Annotated in this window: 21 protein-coding genes; 17 read left to right on the top strand and 4 right to left on the bottom strand. The window is 63.1% G+C overall.

The features are described from left to right. Positions 1-34 precede the first annotated feature (34 nt). Positions 35-325, top strand: coding sequence for a hypothetical protein (locus tag CXY74_RS05355; protein WP_104199476.1), 291 nt, complete (start codon positions 35-37; stop codon positions 323-325). After that, positions 313-1779: a hypothetical protein gene (locus CXY74_RS05360; protein WP_104199477.1), complete on the top strand. Its 1467-nt coding sequence runs from the start codon at positions 313-315 to the stop codon at positions 1777-1779. Before CXY74_RS05355 ends, CXY74_RS05360 begins: the two co-directional genes overlap by 13 nt. Before the next feature lie 23 nt (positions 1780-1802). On the opposite strand, the gene CXY74_RS05365 is transcribed toward CXY74_RS05360, so the two are convergent. Continuing rightward, a complete protein-coding gene (locus CXY74_RS05365; protein WP_104199478.1) occupies positions 1803-2195 on the bottom strand; it encodes a phage holin family protein in 393 nt (130 codons plus the stop codon). Between the two features lie 88 nt (positions 2196-2283). Between CXY74_RS05365 and CXY74_RS05370 the strand changes: the two genes are divergently transcribed. The 14 genes from CXY74_RS05370 to CXY74_RS05435 all read left to right on the top strand — a co-directional run bounded on the left by CXY74_RS05370 (position 2284) and on the right by CXY74_RS05435 (position 14632). Beyond that, positions 2284-3390, top strand: a complete 1107-nt coding sequence (locus tag CXY74_RS05370; RefSeq protein ID WP_104199479.1) for a histidinol-phosphate transaminase — start codon at positions 2284-2286, stop codon at positions 3388-3390. A 94-nt stretch (positions 3391-3484) separates the two neighbouring features. Then, positions 3485-4576, top strand: coding sequence for a thiamine pyrophosphate-dependent dehydrogenase E1 component subunit alpha (locus CXY74_RS05375; protein ID WP_104199480.1), 1092 nt, complete (start codon positions 3485-3487; stop codon positions 4574-4576). Further along, positions 4576-5580, top strand: coding sequence for an alpha-ketoacid dehydrogenase subunit beta (locus tag CXY74_RS05380; RefSeq protein WP_104199481.1), 1005 nt, complete (start codon positions 4576-4578; stop codon positions 5578-5580). Before CXY74_RS05375 ends, CXY74_RS05380 begins: the two co-directional genes overlap by 1 nt. A gap of 37 nt (positions 5581-5617) precedes the next feature. Next, positions 5618-6964: a dihydrolipoamide acetyltransferase family protein gene (locus CXY74_RS05385; RefSeq protein ID WP_104199482.1), complete on the top strand. Its 1347-nt coding sequence runs from the start codon at positions 5618-5620 to the stop codon at positions 6962-6964. Between the two features lie 56 nt (positions 6965-7020). Beyond that, the gene (locus CXY74_RS05390) at positions 7021-8064 is read left to right on the top strand and encodes a metal ABC transporter substrate-binding protein (RefSeq protein ID WP_104199483.1); all 1044 of its coding nucleotides are present in this window, start codon (positions 7021-7023) and stop codon (positions 8062-8064) included. A gap of 7 nt (positions 8065-8071) precedes the next feature. Further along, positions 8072-8869 carry a metal ABC transporter ATP-binding protein gene (locus CXY74_RS05395; RefSeq protein WP_233193225.1) on the top strand — a complete coding sequence of 266 codons (798 nt, stop codon included), beginning with the start codon at positions 8072-8074 and terminating at the stop codon, positions 8867-8869. After that, the gene (locus CXY74_RS05400) at positions 8870-9760 is read left to right on the top strand and encodes a metal ABC transporter permease (RefSeq protein WP_104199484.1); all 891 of its coding nucleotides are present in this window, start codon (positions 8870-8872) and stop codon (positions 9758-9760) included. It abuts the gene before it with no gap. Further along, entirely contained in the window at positions 9760-10608 is an 849-nt protein-coding gene (locus tag CXY74_RS05405; RefSeq protein WP_104199485.1) for a metal ABC transporter permease, read from the top strand. Before CXY74_RS05400 ends, CXY74_RS05405 begins: the two co-directional genes overlap by 1 nt. After that, positions 10605-11009 carry a Fur family transcriptional regulator gene (locus tag CXY74_RS05410; RefSeq protein WP_104199486.1) on the top strand — a complete coding sequence of 135 codons (405 nt, stop codon included), beginning with the start codon at positions 10605-10607 and terminating at the stop codon, positions 11007-11009. Before CXY74_RS05405 ends, CXY74_RS05410 begins: the two co-directional genes overlap by 4 nt. Positions 11010-11229: 220 nt before the next feature. After that, positions 11230-11466, top strand: coding sequence for a 50S ribosomal protein L28 (gene rpmB / locus CXY74_RS05415; RefSeq protein WP_104199487.1), 237 nt, complete (start codon positions 11230-11232; stop codon positions 11464-11466). Further along, positions 11466-11633, top strand: coding sequence for a 50S ribosomal protein L33 (gene rpmG / locus CXY74_RS05420; protein ID WP_035880539.1), 168 nt, complete (start codon positions 11466-11468; stop codon positions 11631-11633). Before rpmB ends, rpmG begins: the two co-directional genes overlap by 1 nt. Positions 11634-11635: 2 nt before the next feature. Continuing rightward, on the top strand, positions 11636-11941 hold the full coding sequence (gene rpsN / locus CXY74_RS05425; protein ID WP_092110538.1) for a 30S ribosomal protein S14: 306 nt from the start codon (positions 11636-11638) through the stop codon (positions 11939-11941). Positions 11942-12252: 311 nt separating this feature from the next. Then, entirely contained in the window at positions 12253-12540 is a 288-nt protein-coding gene (locus CXY74_RS05430; RefSeq protein ID WP_035835256.1) for an HU family DNA-binding protein, read from the top strand. Between the two features lie 103 nt (positions 12541-12643). After that, positions 12644-14632: a cytochrome c oxidase assembly protein gene (locus CXY74_RS05435; RefSeq protein WP_199183151.1), complete on the top strand. Its 1989-nt coding sequence runs from the start codon at positions 12644-12646 to the stop codon at positions 14630-14632. Between the two features lie 6 nt (positions 14633-14638). Here the strand turns inward: CXY74_RS05435 and CXY74_RS05440 are convergent, their stop codons facing one another. After that, on the bottom strand, positions 14639-15721 hold the full coding sequence (locus CXY74_RS05440; RefSeq protein WP_104199488.1) for a hypothetical protein: 1083 nt from the start codon (positions 15719-15721) through the stop codon (positions 14639-14641). A gap of 137 nt (positions 15722-15858) precedes the next feature. Here CXY74_RS05440 and CXY74_RS05445 point away from each other — a divergent pair, with 137 nt between their 5' ends. Further along, positions 15859-17211 (top strand): ATP-dependent RecD-like DNA helicase, encoded by a 1353-nt coding sequence (locus CXY74_RS05445; protein ID WP_104199489.1) that lies wholly within the window; start codon positions 15859-15861, stop codon positions 17209-17211. Between the two features lie 78 nt (positions 17212-17289). Here the strand turns inward: CXY74_RS05445 and CXY74_RS05450 are convergent, their stop codons facing one another. Together CXY74_RS05450 and CXY74_RS05455 are read right to left on the bottom strand one after the other, a co-directional pair. Continuing rightward, entirely contained in the window at positions 17290-17859 is a 570-nt protein-coding gene (locus CXY74_RS05450; protein WP_104199490.1) for a hypothetical protein, read from the bottom strand. A 56-nt stretch (positions 17860-17915) separates the two neighbouring features. Further along, positions 17916-18326, bottom strand: coding sequence for a DUF4383 domain-containing protein (locus tag CXY74_RS05455; protein ID WP_104199491.1), 411 nt, complete (start codon positions 18324-18326; stop codon positions 17916-17918). Positions 18327-18455: the final 129 nt, after the last annotated feature.

Below are 18455 nucleotides of genomic sequence, written 5' to 3' on the forward strand. Positions count from 1 at the left end.
ATTCTGCGACGATCGTCCCTGACGAGGAGGTGTCGTGGACGGTGTGGAGATGCTGTTGCACGGTCAGAATCGTTCTGAACGTCTGGCCATGTTGCGCACCCAGCGGAATCTTCTTTTTACGCTGCACGCAGATATAACAGCGGGCCGTCGGCACTTGAGCATGCTTGACCCGAGTGAGGTCTGGAGTTCGCGCTCGCAGCGCGAATACTCGTGCCGTGTGGCCGAAATGCTCGGAGACATCGACGTGGTTTTGCACTATCTCGATGAGGCGCTCGCCAGTGTCCGAAGTCACATTCACGAGGAGGAGCAGATGTGTCGAGCGTGAGTGATGGCTTGGAAGACGGTGACCTGGTTGTCTCGGTGGGGGGCTCCGCCATCGTGGCAACGGATGCCATTCTGGCTCAGTCCCAATTCGTAGATGCACTCCACGACGATGCCGCCGATTGGGCTGGCCGCGCCTATCGCATTCGAAATTTGGATCCGATGTGGCCGGCGAACTGGCTTGGACAGGATCCCTGGCCGGATCTTCTGCAGGCGGCCGGCAGACTGCATCAACTCGCGACGCTGTGTTCGGAAGTCGCGAGTTATCTTCGGGCAGCAGCCCGAAATTATGGCTATGCGGAGCGGCTGGTGCAAAAACTCGCGCTACTTAGTGCCGCTGACATGGCTCATAATCTGGGCAGTCTTGTTCGTGCTTGTTTGTTGGCTCTGTACAGCACGCCGGTCGGTGTCACCCTGACTGGGATTCTCGCCCTCGAACTGATGCGCCGTTACAGAACCACGCAATCTCCGTCAGCGGTGCAGAACGGTTCAGCCGGTGGAGTGCGGATCAGTCCTCGCTTGCTCACCAACCCGGCTGTGGTGCTGCTCGTTCGGATAGCGACCTCATCAATCGACGATGCCGCCGCTGGTCTTGGAGGAATGCCGCGAATTGTTGGTCGTACATTCGGCGACGAGGGATTAGGACTGATCGGCGTTTCCCAGACCGCCCTCGGGGTTGTGGTTGCGGCGCGCGCCCTGGGTCTGCTTCAGGAAGGTCCGGTGACGGCTGCGGCCGTGGGAGCACCAACGCGAGCGACTCCACCAACAGGGGTCGGTGACCTGGCGGCGCGCATACCGAAAGCCGTCCCGGGCAAGCCGCAGGTGCGCATCGAGAAATACGGCACGCTCGAAAACCCTTCCTGGGCGGTCTACATCGGCGGAACGGTCGATTGGGACCCTGTCGCGACGACTGAACCGTGGGACCTCACGGCCAACATTGCTGCGGTTGCCCGCCAGAATGCGGGCTCCTTCTCGGCTGTCATCGACGCTATGAAAGCGGCTGGAATTGCACCGTCCGATCCGGTTGTCCTTGCCGGCCATTCTCAGGGCGGGCTGGTCGCGACCCAGGTTGCGGCGTATACCTGGTTCAATGTGCAGGCGGTCGCAACCTTTGGGGCACCCGAATCGAGAGTTCCGGTGCCACCTGGCGTGGCCACGATGACGGTAGAACACACCGATGACGTCGTGACCGCTATAGGCGGCGCCAGCTTGATCGATTCCGACGATCGACTCCTCGTTCGGCGCGAAGCGTTTGCTGTGCAGGAGCCGCTACCCGGGACTGTGCTGCCTGCTCACGATCTCGATACTTATCAGGAGACGGCGCACATCATTGACGCCTCGCCGGAAGACAACCTCAGCGGCTTTCGGTCCACTGTGACCGGAATCATCGGGAGCGAACCGGGTGAGGCTGTGTTGTGGCGCGGTATCCGCTTGCCGGGAGGACCTGCGCAACAGTAGATCGCGTAGCGGGTACGGCCCGATCAGTTACGCGCGGTGACCGGGCGCAGAATGAGGCTGAGCAGCCAGGAAACAATGCCGAGAACCAGTGCGCCAAGCACGCCCCACCAGAAGCCGTCGACGATAAGGCCGAAGCCCAGAAACCCGGAGAGCCATGCCACCAGCAACAGGAGCAGTCCGTTGACGATGAGTGAGAACAGACCCAGCGTCAAAACGTACAGCGGAAAAGCCACGACACGCAGCACACCGCCGACCACCGTATTCACGAATCCAAAGATCAGCGCAAGGAGCAGATACGTGAGCACGCTGGCACCGACATCCGGCGCGTAGGGCGTGACGTGCACGCCGGTCACGAGCAGTGCGGTGAACCACAGGGCTACCGCGTTGACGATCAGTTGGATCAGAAATCTGGCCATGCCCCACTATCTCACCCGCTCGCGGCGGGCGAAAGTCCGACAAACATTCATTCGTCATCGCGAATATATCCGGGCGTAGACTCACCAAGTGAGCCTCTCAGACCGACCCTCCGTCCGCCTGCGCCCGGAGATTGTCGCCCTCCCGGCCTACAAGCAAGGCAAACCGGCCGATGCCAGTGCCTTCAAGCTTTCCAGCAACGAGAACCCGTTCGACCCGCTGCCCGGGGTTATCGCTGCGGTTACGGCCGAAACGGCCTACAACCGGTACCCGGATTCCTCGGCGCTGCTTCTGCGCGAGCACCTCGCCGCCAAGTACAGCATCGGCGTCGGTCAGGTGCACATCGGTTCCGGGTCGGTGGCCCTGCTGGCTCAGCTCATTCTCGCTGCTGCTGGTCCGGATGATGAAGTGCTTTACTCCTGGCGGTCGTTTGAGGCCTATCCCTCGCTCGTAACCGTTGCCGGTGCTGTCAGTGTGCGCGTGCCCAACCGCCCCGATCACGCCCATGACCTGCCCGAAATGGCCGCCGCGATCAGCGACAACACCCGGGTCGTAATCGTGTGCTCGCCGAACAACCCCACCGGCACGATCGTGACCAAGGATGAATTCGAGGCTTTCATGGCCGTCGTCCCGACCGACCTGCTGGTCATTCTCGATGAGGCATATATCGAGTTCGTCACCCAAGGGGATGCCGTCAGCGGCCCGCCATTGCTGGCCCGCTACCCCAACCTTGTCGTCCTTCGCACCTTTTCAAAGGCCTACGGCCTCGCCGGGCTGCGAGTCGGTTACGCGCTCGGCCCCGTGGACATTCTGAACGCCGCCCGGTCGACTGCGATCCCCCTCTCGGTTACCGCGCAGGCTGCCGCTGCCGCGATCGCCTCCCTCAAGGCCGAGAAAGAGCTGCTTGACCGGGTTCGAGTCATTGCCGCGCGTCGCGATGCGACTTGGCAGGCGCTGATCGACCAGGGCTGGAACATCCCGGTGCCCCAAGGCAACTTTCTCTGGCTGCCCACCGGCGCCGAAACAATCAGTATCGCCGAGGCGCTCAGCGAAGCTGGCCTGGTGGTGCGTCCCTTCGCGCTCGAAGGAATTCGGATCTCGATCGGTGAGGAGCAGGCTGTAGCGACACTCCTAGTAATGAGCGCGGATCTTGTCGCCGCGCTTCCCGTCGACCACCCGGCTCGGAAGATAGGTTAGTACGGTGCCAGCCACCCGAAACGAAGCGATTGCATCACGCATTGCTGCAGCGCCCACACCATTTGGTCTCGATGGGACCGAGACGTGCGTGCGCATGATTTCCCCGACCGGGGTGTTCGAACCGAACGCCGCCGCCGAAGAGTTTCTGCCCTACCTCGACCGCCTCACCGAGGCTGACTACCGACGTTTCTATCGGGACATGGTCGTGGTGCGGAAATTCGACACCGAGGCCGCCAACCTGCAGCGTCAGGGCCAGCTCGCTCTCTGGGTTCCAAGCCACGGCCAAGAGGCCGCACAGGTGGGATCCGCCTACGCCACTCGGCCGCAGGACCATGTGTTTCCCTCTTACCGGGAGCACGTGGTCGGCATGATCCGTGGCCTTGACGTCGTGGATATTCTGCGGATGCTGCGCGGCGTCACCCTCGGCGGCTGGGTCCCCGAAGAGCACGGAAACTTTCACCTCTATACCCTCGTGCTCGCCTCGCAGACCCTGCACTCCACCGGCTACGCCATGGGCATGCAGCTCGACGGTTCGACCGCGACCGGCAACGCAGAGACCGATCAGGCCGTCATCGTCTACTACGGCGACGGAGCATCATCGCAGGGCGACGCCAACGAGGCGCTCGTTTTCGCGGCGAGCTACCAGACGCCGCAGGTGTTCTTTCTGCAGAACAACCACTGGGCTATCTCGGTGCCCGTCGCCCGGCAGTCCCGCACGCCGCTGTACCTGCGTGCCGCCGGGTTCGGCATGCCGGGCACCCAGATCGACGGCAATGACGTGCTCGCGAGCTTCGCCGTCACGGCAAAGTCGATGGACGACGCTCGCGCCGGCCACGGCCCCTCGCTGATCGAGGCACTCACCTACCGGGTCGGCGCCCACACGACCGCCGATGATCCGACCAAATACCGTGACCCAGAGGAACTCGCCTACTGGGTGGCCCGCGACCCGATCGTGCGCTTTCGCAGTTATCTGAAGGGCTTGGGCGTCGAGCAGCAATTCCTCGACGACGTCGATGACGAAGCGGCCGATTTCGCCGCCGGCGCCCGTCGTCGTGCTCTCGAGATCACCGGTCCGGAGCAATCGGTGATCTTCGACAACGTCTACGCCGAACCGCATCCGCTCGTGGCTGAGCAAAAAGCCTGGCTGGAACGCTACGAAGCATCCTTCGACGAGGGCAAGAACTGATGACCGCTGCACTAGACACCAGCGTGGCATCCGCTTCGCTACCGATGACCAAGGCTCTGAACGCCGGGCTGCGTCGCGCAATGCTCGACGACCCCAAAGTTCTGCTGATGGGCGAGGACATCGGCCCCCTCGGTGGAGTATTCCGGGTCACCGAGGGCCTCATCGCCGAATTCGGTGACAAGCGGGTGCTCGATACGCCGCTCGCCGAATCCGGCATCATCGGTACGGCAATCGGCCTGGCCATGCGCGGGTTTCGCCCGGTCTGCGAGATTCAGTTCGACGGATTCGTTTTTCCCGGCTTCGACCAGATCACCAGCCAGCTCGCACGCATGCGCAACCGCCACGAGGGCGGGCTCATCATGCCGGTGGTCATCCGTATTCCCTACGGCGGACACATCGGCTCGATTGAGCACCACCAGGAGAGCCCGGAAGCCTACTTCGCGCACACTCCCGGCTTGCGTGTGGTCAGCCCCTCCAATCCGCACGATGCCTACTGGATGATGCAGGAGGCCATCGCCAGTGACGACCCGGTGATCTTCTTCGAGCCGAAGAGCCGCTACTGGCCTAAGGGTGAGGTGCGCTTTGATGAAAGCGGAACACCGCTGCACGCCAGTCGCATCGTTCGGGCCGGCACCGACGTCACCGTCGTCGGTCACGGCGCAATGGTCAGCGTGCTGCTCCAGGCGGCTGAACTCGCCACCGCGGAGGGCATCAGCCTTGAGGTCATCGACCTGCGTTCCATCTCCCCGATTGACTATCGACCGATTCTGGGTTCCGTGCAGAAAACTGGCCGCCTCGTAGTCACCCAGGAAGCCCCCGGCTTTGTGAGTGTCGGCAGTGAGATTGCCGCCACGGTCGCCGAGCGATCGTTCTACACACTCGAAGCGCCCGTGTTGCGGGTCTCTGGCTTTGACACACCGTTTCCGCCGGCCGCCGTCGAGACGCACTTTCTGCCCAGCCCCGATCGGGTGCTGGAAGCCGTCGACCGCGTTCTCGCCTACTGATCATGCTCACTTTTACCAGCAGCAGGAAAGGCACAGTATGAGCGTGTCGAAGTTCACTCTCCCCGATGTTGGCGAAGGCCTGACCGAGGCTGAAATCGTTGAGTGGAAGGTCGCGCCCGGCGACGCCGTGACGATCAACCAGGTTCTGGTCGAGATCGAAACGGCCAAGTCCCTGGTCGAGCTGCCGTCGCCGTTCGTCGGCGTGGTCGCGGAGATCCTGGTTGCGGCCGGCACGACCGTCGACGTGGGTACCCTCATCATCACGATCAATCCCGATGCCAGTTCAGCGGCAGCGGATGCCGCCGACACTGGTTCCGCTGACCGTATGACCGTGGACGCGAGCACCAGCATCATCGACGACGCCCCGGAACCGGTGCTCGTCGGCCGCGGCGCCGCCGCTACCATGCCGACCCGTCGGCGTCGGCACACCGCCGCGAGCGTCGCCCACGAGACACTCGCGCCAGAAGCCCCGGCGCGCACGCGCGGCGAGGCGCTGGAACCGACCCGGCGCGCGCCATCCGTTGGACCGGTAATGGCCAAGCCGCCCATTCGTAAACTCGCCAAGGACCTCGGTGTCGACCTCTCCCTCGTCGAAGCGACCGGGCCGGTCGGCGACGTGACTCGCGAGGACGTGCTGCGCGGCGCGACCCAGGCCAGAGTGTTCCGCAACATCCAGACGCCGGAATGGCCGGTTGATCGCGACGAACACATTCCCGTGAAGGGTGTGCGTAAAGCCATCGCGCAGGCAATGGTGAAGAGCGCTTTCACCGCCCCGCATGTGAGCCTGTTTGTTGACGTCGATGCCACCCGCACCATGGAATTCGTCAAGCGACTCAAGGCGTCCACGGACTTCGCCGGCATTCGCGTGTCGCCCCTGTTGATCATGGCCAAGGCCATGATCTGGGCCGTGCGCCGCAACCCCACGGTGAACTCGACCTTCACCGATGAGGAAATCATCGTGCGGCACTACGTGAATCTCGGGATCGCGGCAGCGACCCCGCGCGGGTTGATCGTGCCGAACATCAAAGAAGCGCAGGACATGAGCCTGCTCGAGCTCGCGGCGTCCCTTGAAAAACTCACCATGACCGCGCGCGACGGTAAGACCAGCCCGGCCGAGATGAGCAATGGCACGATCACGATCACCAATATCGGCGTGTTCGGCATGGACACCGGTACTCCCATTCTCAACTCGCCGGAGGCCGGAATCGTGGCCCTCGGCACGATCAAGCAGAAGCCGTGGGTCGTCGATGGTGAGGTGCGAGTTCGGTATGTGACCACGATCGGCGCGAGCTTCGACCATCGTGTCGTCGACGGTGACGTTGCGAGTCGTTTTCTGGCCGACGTCGCGAGCATCATCGAGGAGCCGGCACTGCTGCTCGAATAGAGAGCTCACCCGCTAATGATTTTGACAATCATTATCAGCAAGGCTAGTGTCGAGGAATGCACACGAGACATTTCGCCGTTCCCGCACTCCTCGCGTCAGCCGCACTCGCCCTCTCGGGATGCTCGGCAGAGACGACCGCGAACGCCGACGGCGCAGCCAGCGACCTCAAGATCGTCGCCACAACCACCCAGGTCGCCGATTTCACCCGCAACGTGGTCGGCGATGCCGGGGGCGTCGACCTGACCCAACTCATCCAGCCGAACCAGAGCGCGCACAGCTATGACCCGTCCGCGGCCGACCTGACCGCGCTCGGCGCCGCCGACGTGCTCGTGATCAACGGCGTCGGACTTGAAAAATGGCTCGATGACGCCATCGCCGCATCCGGCTTTGACGGCGTCACCATCGATGCCGATGAGGGCATCACGATCTCCGAGGTCGGGGCGGACGAGGATCAGACGAACGACCAGCACGCCGACGAAGAAGCCGATGCCCACGCCGACGTGGCCGCGGATGAGCATGCCCACGAGGGCGGCGATCCGCACATCTGGACGAACGTGCAGAACGCGAAGACAATCGTCGCGACGATCGTCGACGGTCTCACCTCCGCCGACGCAGGCAACGCGGTGACTTTCGAATCCAATGCAACGGCGTACACGGCGCGACTTAATGACCTCGACGAATGGATCCGCACCAACGTCGACACGGTGCCGGAGAGCGAGCGGCTGCTGGTGAGCAACCACGACTCCCTCGGCTACTTCACCGCGGCTTACCACATCGATTATGTCGGTTCGGTGATTCCAAGCTTCGACGACAACGCCGAGCCGAGCGCTGCCGAGATCGACTCCCTCGTCGCGGCCATCACGGCGACCGGCGTCACGTCCGTCTTCTCCGAGGCATCCCTCAGCCCCAAAACCGCCGAGACGATTGCGACCGAAGCTGGTGTGACCGTCTACTCCGGCGATGATGCGCTCTACGTCGACTCGCTTGGTCCGAACGGAAGCGCTGGCGATACCTACATCAAGGCGCAGCTGCACAATGCCACGCTCATGCTCGACTCGTGGGGAGTCACGCCCTCTGCACTGCCCGCTGACCTGCAATAGTTAACACGTGATCGAGAACACTTCTCAAGTAACACCCACAGCGAACGCTGCCGCCGCTCTTCGTGTGGCGATGGCGTCGTTTGCTTACGGCGCGGACCCCACGCTGACCGGCATCGACTTCACGGTGCTGCCCGGTCAGGCTGTTGCCCTGATCGGCCCGAACGGATCGGGCAAGTCCACCCTGCTCAAAGGTGTCCTCGGGCTCATCACCCGCACGTCCGGTACCATCGAGGTGCTGGGACAGTGGCCGGCGCCGGCCGGCTACATCGGCTACGTGCCCCAGACCGACCAGCTCGACCCGCACTTTCCGATCTCACTCGAGCAGGTCGTCATGATGGGCCGTTACCGCTCTCTCGGCTGGTGGCGCATGCCGACCAAGGCCGATCGCCGAGCCGTGGCCGAGGCACTGGAAACCGTGAGCCTGGGCGATCGTGCCAAGACACGCTTCGGTGAGCTCTCGGGCGGGCAGCAGCAACGTGGTCTGCTCGCGCGCGCCGTCGCATCTGCCCCGCGCTTGCTTCTGCTCGATGAGCCCTTCAATGGACTCGATCAGGTCAACCGGGATGCACTCATCGAAACCGTGAAGCGGCTCAAGAAGCAGGGCGTCGCGGTGCTCGTGTCGACCCACGACCTTGACCTCGCGCGGGCCGTCTGTGAGTGTGTGCTGCTGCTCAACGGCGCTCAGGTGGCGTTCGGACCGCGCGATGCGGTGCTGACGCTCGCCAACGTGCAGCAGGCATTCGGCTCCGTCGGTGTGGAAATGGACGAGCACACCATTGTGGTTCCCGGTCACGGAGGTCACTGAGTGGGTGTCTTCACGCCGCTGATCACCGCCTTCGACCTGCCGTTCATGGCCAGGGCGTTGCTCGTGCTCGTCGTTTTGAGCCTCGTGGCCGGACTCGTCGGTGTGCTCGTCAACCTGCGTGGGCTGGAGTTCATCAGTGACGGACTTACCCACGCGGTCTTTCCCGGTGTGGCCATCGGATTCGTTTGGGGTGGCCGCGACGGGCTATTCGTGGGAGCCATGGTGGCGGCGCTCATCGCGGCCGTCGTGCTCACCGTGATCGTCAAGCGCGCGGTCACGTCGGACGCCGCGATCGCTATCGTCTTCACGGCCATGTTCAGCGTGGGGATCATAGTAGTTTCACGGGAAACAGATTATGTCGGTCAGTTGGACGCCCTGCTGTTCGGACGCCTGCTCACTGTCGGCCCGGCCGAGGTCAACCAAACCGTTGTGGTCTGCCTGATCGCCCTGGTCATGGTGGGGTTCACCTTGAAAGAGCAGGTCTTTCTGGCTTTCGATCATGAAGGCGCGGCGGCGGCCGGCTACCGGCCGCTCCTGCTCGACATTGTGCTCAATGTCGCCATTGCCCTCGTTGTGGTGGCCGCAAGCAGCGCTGTGGGCAACCTGCTCGTCCTCGCCGTGCTGATCGTGCCGGGCGCAGTCGCCCGCCTGGTGACCAATCGACTGTGGCTGCTCTTTCCGGTAGCGTCAGGCTTTGCGGCCCTGGCCGCCTGGGTGGGGTTGACGCTCGGCTACGAAGCATCGGTCAACGGCGGCGTCGACCTGCCGAGCGGAGCCACTGTTGTGCTCGTGCTCGTCGCGGGTTACGTGCTGGCACTGGTCGTGCGGCTCGCACTGGAGCGAATCGGCGGCCCGCGTCGACCTGGCCGTACCGTACCGGTGGAGCACTGATGGGCTACTTCGAACAGGCCCTCCTGGCGGCATTGCTGATCGGGGCGCTCAGCGGCCTCGTCGGCACCCTGGTAGTGCTGCGCCAGCGCACCTTCTTCGCTCAGGCACTCACCCACGCTACCTTTCCGGGAGCGGTCGGCGCGGCGATTCTCGGAGTGAGCATTCCGCTCGGCGCCGCAGTGGCGAGCGTCTTCATCGTGGGCGTCATGACGATGATCGGGCGGGTCAAGCGCCAGGGAAAACAGGTGGCGTCTGGCATTTTGCTCACCGCCGGATTTGCACTCGGCGTTCTGCTGCAGGGGCTCAATCCGTCCCTGCCGGTCAAAGTCGACTCGTACCTGGTGGGTTCGATTCTCACGGTGAGCGGCACTGATGTGGCGCTCGTGACCATCGTGCTGGCGTGCGCCGTACTGGCCATTGTCTTTCTGGGCAAGCAGATCATGTTCTCGACCTTCGACGTGAACGGCTTTCGCGCGGCCGGCTATCGAGAATGGCCGATCGAAGTGTTGACTCTGATACTCATCACCGCCACCGTCGTCACCGCGATGCCCGCAGTGGGGGCCATCCTCGCCATCGCCCTGATCGCTGCCCCCGCAGCCGCCGCCCGGCTCGTCTCGCGGACGACCACTCAGATGTTCATCATCGCCCCCCTGCTCGGCGCCCTGGCCGGACTGGCCGGCGTGCTGCTTTCCCGTTCACTCGACGTGGCGGCCGGTCCGGCAATTGCCCTCACGGCAGTGGCCCTGTTCCTGCTTGCCCTGCTGTTGCGGCGGTTGGTCGGTACACGGCGACCCCGCGAAGCGGATGCGCGCCAACCACAGCGAACATCGCTACGGTTGATGTCATGAAGCGAAACACCTGGCAGCGCGAGGCCGTTCGGGGCGCCCTCGACGCGAACGACGGCTTCGTCAGCGCCCAGGCGCTGCATTCCGCCCTGCACTCGACCGGATCCCCGATCGGACTGGCGACGGTCTATCGCGCTCTGGCCGATTTGGCCGATACGGGTGATGCCGACTCGCTCCAGTCGCCCGAGGGTGAAAGCCTCTATCGCGCGTGCAGCACCAACGACCACCACCACCACCTGATCTGCCGTAACTGCGGTCTCACGGTCGAGATCGAAGCGGATGCCGTCGAAACCTGGGCCAAGGACGTCGCCGCGAAGAACGGTTTCACCGCTGCCGCCCACGTCGTCGACGTCTTTGGCCTGTGCGCCGATTGCACGGCGACAGCCGCAGCATCCGCTAAGTGACTTGAATTGACAAGGCGGCACGCTGAAGTGCTGGCTAGCGGAAGCGCCGTGGCCGCAATTTCGACGAAGATTCGCGGAGGAATTTGCACTGCGCCTGGGAAGCCCGTAACGTGGAGAGCTGTTGCGCCTCTGCGCGCGCATTGCAGGTCGTTCATTTACGAGCAGCCTGCCGACAAGGGATCTTGGGAAGGGCATTCGCCCTTCGGTAATGGAGGAAACTATGGCATCTGTTTGCCAGGTGACCGGAGCTGTTCCCGGCTTCGGACACAACATTTCGCACTCGCACCGACGCACCAAGCGTCGTTTCGACCCGAACGTTCAGAAGAAGACGTACTACGTGCCGTCGCTTCGTCGCAAGGTCACCTTGACCTTGTCCGCAAAGGGCATCAAGGTTATTGATGCTCGTGGTATCGAGAATGTCGTCAAAGACGTTCTCGCTCGTGGGGTGAAGATCTAATGGCTAAGGCTCATGACGTACGTCCGATCATCAAACTTCGTTCCACGGCTGGAACCGGCTACACCTATGTGACCAAAAAGAACCGCCGTAACGACCCCGACCGTCTCGTGCTCAAGAAGTACGACCCGGTTATCCGCAAGCACGTTGATTTCCGTGAGGAGCGCTAAACATGGCGAAGAAGAGCATGATTGCCAAGAACAACCAGCGCAAGGTCATCGTCGAGCGGTATGCCGTCAAGCGCCTGGAGCTCAAGAAGGCCTTGGTTGACCCTGCCGGCACCGACGAGTCGCGTGAAGCCGCTCGCAAGGGCCTGCAGAAGCTGCCGCGCAACGCGAGCCCGGTGCGCCTGCGCAACCGTGACGCCGTTGACGGTCGTCCGCGCGGCCACCTCTCCAAGTTCGGCATCTCGCGTGTTCGTTTTCGCGATATGGCGCACCGCGGCGAGCTGCCCGGCATCACCAAGTCCAGCTGGTAACTCCTTCTGGCACCGTTGAAGCTTGTCTTCATCGGCTTCTGAAACATCCAAACGGGATGTCGACTCTGGGTCGGCATCCCGTTTAGTTTTAATCCTCGCTCTGGCGCCGTGTTTCGCGCAGAGCGAAAATCGGGCGCTCGAGCGGGTGAAAGTGCACTGAAATGATCGAAAATCGCCGTAAATCCGGGGTTTTTGGCGGATCAATGCTAGATTTCAACTCGGTCGAACCGACCAGCGGGGCTTCTCTTCGAGGAGCATCCGTATTACGAATATCGCTGTGTATACAGACGAAGGTCCGAGGAGGACACTCAATGGCTGACAAGTCGCTGAACAAGACCGAGCTCGTTGCCAAGGTTGCCGCTGACTCAGGACAGAGCCAGGCCGCCGTTGACGGCGTTCTGAACGCATTCTTCGCAACCCTGGCCGAGACCGTTGCCGCTGATGGCAAGGTCACCATCCCGGGATGGCTGGGAGTCGAGCGCACCGCTACGGCCGCCCGCACCGGCCGCAACCCGCAGACCGGCGAAGAAATCGCCATCGCAGCCGGCCACCGCGTCAAGCTGACCGCCGGAAGCAAGCTCAAGGCTGCCGCCAAGTAGCTTGTAGTGAGAAAAGGGGCGTCGACGCGAGTCGGTGCCCCTTTCTGGTTTCCCGGGCACTTTACGCGACGAATGTTCAGGGCTGGGCGAATAAGCTGGGCAGGTGCCCCGTATAGTCCGCATTCTCGGACCGGCAGTCCTGCTGCTGGTCGCTGTATTGTCTACCCTTGTCGCGTTGGCCTACGGTGGTGGCGCTTCAGCCCAGCTCCTCGCCGACCCGGGGCCGGTGGTGCGCTGGGGCCTCCCCCTGGCCAAGCTCGTGGTCAACATCGCGGCGGCAGGCACTATCGGTGCACTGGTGCTCACGCTGTTCGCGCTGAGCCCCAGGGAACGTGAATACAGCACAGCCCTGGACTTCGCCGCAGCGTCGTCGGCATTGTTCGCCGTCGCATCCGCTGTCACGGGCTTTCTGACCTTTCTGCAGGTTACCAATGTGCCACTCGGCATCAGCGATAAGTTCAGCGCCACGGTCGGCCAATTCTTCAGCCAGATCGAAATAGGGCAGGCCTGGCTCGCGACGACATTGATCGCCGCCGGTGTCACCGTACTGTGCTTCGCCGTGCGTAATCAGACCGCACTGGTCTTTGTGACCGTGCTGGCCCTGACCGCGCTGCTGCCCATGGCTCAGCAAGGCCACTCGGCGGGCGCGTCGGGACACAACGCCGCGATCACGGCCCTCGGGCTGCACCTCGTCTTCGCAGCGATCTGGCTGGGTGGCCTGCTCACCATTGTCGTGCTGCGTACCCAGCTGGGAGGCGAACGCATCCGCCAGGTGATCGGGCGGTATTCCTCGCTCGCGCTGGTCTCGTTCATCGTGGTCGCCGCGTCGGGCTATGCCAGCGCTGAACTGCGCATCGGCAGCTGGGATAACCTGCTCAGTCCCTACGGCCTGCTCGTGCTCGTGAAGGTCACCGCTCTCGTCGCACTCGGCGGGTTCGGCATTGCGCAACGCCGGTTCTTCATCAAACGGATGCAGCGGAGCGGGCCGGCGAACGGTCGCTGGTTCTGGTGGCTCGTCGTGACCGAGCTCGGCTTCATGGGCCTCGCGTCCGGTGTGGCCGCCGCGCTCGCCCGCACGGCGACGCCCGTCGCCCAGGTGGTCGCAACCGAGGTTCCCCAGTCAACCCCGGCGCAGATTCTCACCGGTGAACTCTTGCCGCCGGAACTCACTTTCTCGCGCTATTTCACCGAGTGGAACCTCGACCTCGCCTGGATTCTGTTCTGTGCATTCGGCATCTTTTTCTACCTCGCCGGCGTTTGGCGGTTGCACCGCCGCGGTGATGCGTGGCCGATCTACCGCAGCGTGCTCTGGATTCTGGGAATGCTCACCCTGTTCTACATCACCAACGGTGGAGTGAATGTGTACGAGAAGTACTTGTTCTCCACCCACATGCTCGTGCACATGGTGCTGACCATGCTCGTGCCCTTGTTGCTTGTGCCGGGCGCCCCGGTAACCCTCGCCGCGCGTTCGATCGCCAAGCGGCAAGACGGCAGTCGGGGTGCGCGCGAGTGGATCCTCACCGCGGTGCACTCGCGCTTTGCCGGCATCGTCGCCAACCCGATTGTCGCGGCCGTGCTGTTCGGTGTCTCACTGTGGGTGTTCTACTACACCTCGATCTTCAGTTGGGCCACCACCGACCACATCGGCCACCTGTGGATGATCGTGCACTTTCTCATTACCGGCTACCTGTTCGTGCAGTCCCTGATCGGCATCGACCCGGTACCGTACCGCCTGCCGCACGCCTTCCGACTGCTGTTGCTGTTGGTGACGATGGCCTTCCACGCGTTTTTCGGCCTCGCCCTGATGAGCGGCACGGGGCTGCTCCTGGCCGACTGGTACGGAGCGATGGGCCGCACCTGGGGAGTGTCCGCCATTGCCGACCAGCAGCTGGGTGGCGGCGTCGCTTGGGGAATCGGCGAACTGCCGACCTTTGTGCTGGCCGTTGTCGTCGCGATTATGTGGAGCCGCGACGACACAAAAGTGTCGAAACGGCTGGATCGCACGGCGGACCGTACCGAGGACGCTGAACTCATCGAGTACAACGCGAACCTGGCCCGTATCGCCGTGCGCGACGCGCGGACCCCCAGCTAGCCGTGCCTAGTGCAGTTGGATGGCGAGGGCACCGCTCGGCTGCACGACTGCACTGAGCCCCATCGTGAACGGGACGTCTTCGTCGCGGGTACTGATGTCGCCGTCGAACAGTGACTGCACCTTCACCACGATATGGGCCTGTCCGGGGGTAGCGACCATCTCAAACGCCAGTTCGCCCGCGGTGAGCGCGACAGTGGGGTACGCGGTGATCGACCAGGCCGGAGTGCTCTCGATGCGGTCGTCGATCTGGATACCCCAGGGGCAGCTGGTCGGTTGAAGCACCGTTTGGGTGGCGCACGCGTCGAGGAACTTGTTCAGCTCCGACTGCACCTGGTCCACCATGGCCTGGTTCGGTAAGGCGTTGACCTCCACGGCGGTGGGACCGTCTTTCGTCACACGCACGGTGTTCTTCTGAGCGGTCAGCATGGCCGACTCGTGTTCGAACGTGTAACGGTTCGGGGCGAACGCAAGATACGCGGCGGACGTGGAAAACGTTGCGGGGGCATCCGCTGCACTGTGGGCGCGCGTGTCCAGGGTGAGGCCGTTGACCGTGAACGATCGTTCGTGCATCACCGAGACCTGCAGTACGGCAAGGGGGCTGGTGCTGAACGTCCAGGCGTTGAAAGCGCCGGCGAACGAGCCCGCCCGCTCGACAGTGAACGCCATGCGCGACGCGATGCCGTTCAGATCGAAATCGAACACCACGGTCTGGGCGGTTCCATCGTCGGTGGCGGGCGTAGCGGTCGCGCTCGCGAGGTCGATATTGTCGAGGCCGCTCAGAACAGATGCCCGCAGCAGGGTCTCGGGCAGACTTTTCACGACCTCGTCGGTGAGACCCCAGGCAGCCAGGTCGGTTGTGCTGGGCATGACGCCACCGAGAGCGAGGGCGCCGACGGTGTCGCCCCGGGCCAGGGCGTCGAGGTATTGCCCGACAAAGCCGCCGGCGCTGTAGACCGTGCGATTGAGAGCATTGATGGTGCCCGCGAGGCCGGCCGCGAGCAGTCCGGCGACCACCACGATGACGAGAACGGCCCGGAGCAAACTGCCGCGGCGCCCGCTCGCCCGATGCTGTTCGGCCGGAATGGTCACTCCAATATTGTATGGGGAGGTGAGCTGGCAGCGCGGCCAAAGCTCCGTTCGTGCCCTGTGCGCTGCTGGAGGCTACAGTGGAATGTTGCCTGTAACGATTACCCCGTGCAGCGTTCGCCTGCCAGAGAAAGTGTGCCGTGTCCGAGATTCCGCTCAGTCGTGAACAGGCGCTGGTCTTCGCGGCAATCGAAGGCACCAAGCAGAACGTGTTCGTCACCGGCCGGGCCGGAACCGGTAAGTCCACCCTGCTGAACCACCTCTCATGGAACACGAGCAAGCAGATCGTGATTGCCGCGCCCACCGGTGTCGCGGCGCTGAACGTGGGCGGTCAGACCATCCACTCGCTCTTTCGGCTGCCGATCGGTGTGATTGCCGACAGCCCGATCGATCAGAACGACCAGGTGCGCAAGCTTCTCAACACCATCGACACCCTCGTCATCGACGAGGTCTCGATGGTCAATGCCGACCTCATGGACGCGATCGACCGCAGCTTGCGCCAGGCCAGGCAACGCCCGTTCGACGTATTCGGCGGAGTGCAGATCGTGCTGTTCGGTGACCCGTACCAGCTGGCCCCGGTGCCGGGCGGACCGGATGAGCGTGCCTATTTTGCCGACCACTACCGCTCGATGTGGTTCTTCGACGCGAAGGTGTGGCGTGATGCAGAGTTGCGCATCTTCGAGCTCACCGAAATTCACCGGCAGCGTGACAACGATTTCAAGCTCATGCTCAATGCCGTTCGGCACGGCCAGGTCACTCCCGAGATCGGTGGAGCTCTCAACGGTGCGGGGGCGCGAACGCCGCCGAGCGAGGGCGTGATCACCCTCGCGACCCGCAATGACGCTGTGAACCGCATCAACGCATCCGCTTTGAAGAAGCTGTCGGGTAAATCGCTCACCGCGAAGGCCGACATCACCGGGGATTTCGGCGGCAAGCAGTTTCCGGCCGACGAGGTGCTTGAACTCAAGGTGGGCGCGCAGGTGATGTTCCTGCGCAACGATTCTCCGCTTGACGGGGGGCCGCGTTGGGTGAACGGCAGCATTGGAACGGTGACGAAGGTCACCTCGACCGTGTTCGTGGACATCGACGGCGACGTGTTCGAGGTCGAGCCGACGGTGTGGGAAAAGTACAAGTACACCTACAACGCTGCGACCAAGAAACTGAGTCGGGATGTCGTGGCGGAATTCACGCAGTTTCCGCTGCGGTTGGCCTGGGCGGTCACCATCCACAAATCGCAGGGTGCCACTTACGCGCGGGCCATTGTCGATCTTGGTGCGCGGGTATTCAGTCCCGGCCAGACTTATGTAGCCCTGAGCCGGCTGACCAGTCTGGACGGGCTCTACCTCACCCGCCCGCTGCGGCCGAGCGATATCATCGTCGATGAGAATGTCAAGCGTTTCATGAGCATCGAGGTTGTGCCGCCGGTAGCTGACCTGGCGGGGCTGGATGCGTCGGGCCGTGATTCTTCAGGGTCGGGACACGGCGAACCCTGAAACGAGCTATCCGTTTGCTGTTCAGGCCGGCGGAGCTCGTTTCACGCTCTGCGAAGGGCGTCAGTGCCATCCGTATGATCAGTGCGATCCGTGGTCGACCGATTCCGGCATGATGACCGCGGTCACTCCGTGCGACCCGTGGGGCGCGGCGTGGGAGCCGACCTCGGTGGCAGCGAGGGCCGGGGTAGCGAGCGCCGAAAGCAGAAAGCCGCCTCCGACGACGCCGGTGAGGAAACGCCACCCGCGTGGCGCGGCGTTTCCGTGCAGAGCGGCGCCGACGGGGGTAGGGATGCCCGGTGCGTGCCGCTGTGCGATGGCCACCGAAGCGGCCAAGAATATGTTGAACAGTGACGCTACGGCCATCGGGTAAAGCGGAAGACCGGTCTGGGCGCTCGTGACACCGAGACCACTGCCGAGGGCAGCGGTTGCTCCCCAGACGAAAACCGGTATGAGGGCTGCTCCCACGATGATGCGGGGAACAATTATGCGGTCCCGAGCAAGGGTAGCGATTCCCCAGCCGAGTTCAGCAATGCCGAACCCGACCAGAAGAACCGACAGGGGAAACGGAGCGGTTACGCCCACAGCCAAGTGGATCAGAGCGGCGCCAAGAGCGGCGAAACCGATCCAGATACGAGTGACCGGGGACATGATTCTCCTTGGGTGAATCTGCTGCGAAGGGATGGAGTGATGCTGGATGCTGGTCGTTACGCCGTGGCGTGGCTGCGGACCATCTTGTCGGCGGTGAGGCCAACCCCGAGGAGAACGATCGCGCTGGCCAGGTGGAGAAAGTGGTCAGCGGTGTTGAGCGCCAGAATGTTTAGCGAGGTGCTCGCGATGAAGAATCCAACGATGCCAAGGAGCAAATACACGGCGCCGATGGTGCTGTTGGTTGCCTTGGCGGCCGTGACGTTAGAAAGGCCGGCAATGAGCAGTGCCGCACCGATCAGAAGGTGCGCAACGTTGTGCAAAGGATTGACCTCGAAGATTCCGAGAAGCAACTCGCCTTGAGTGGCGATGAAGCCGACTCCGCCGGTAACGGCGAAGCCGAGTAATCCAACGAGAACGTAGACCGCGCCGAAGACGGTGGCGATCAGACGATTAGGTGAAGTGCGCATTTCAGGTGCCTCCTGTTTGTTGCACGGCTAACCCGTGCTTGCTGTGAGTTCGGAGCTCCATCAACTTCGGATTGGTGCCAATTGTGCCCCTAATCTCCCCTTTTGGGTGTCGGTTCATCAACTGATCGC

Source organism: Cryobacterium sp. Y29 (assembly GCF_002929825.1).
Lineage (GTDB): Bacteria > Actinomycetota > Actinomycetes > Actinomycetales > Microbacteriaceae > Cryobacterium.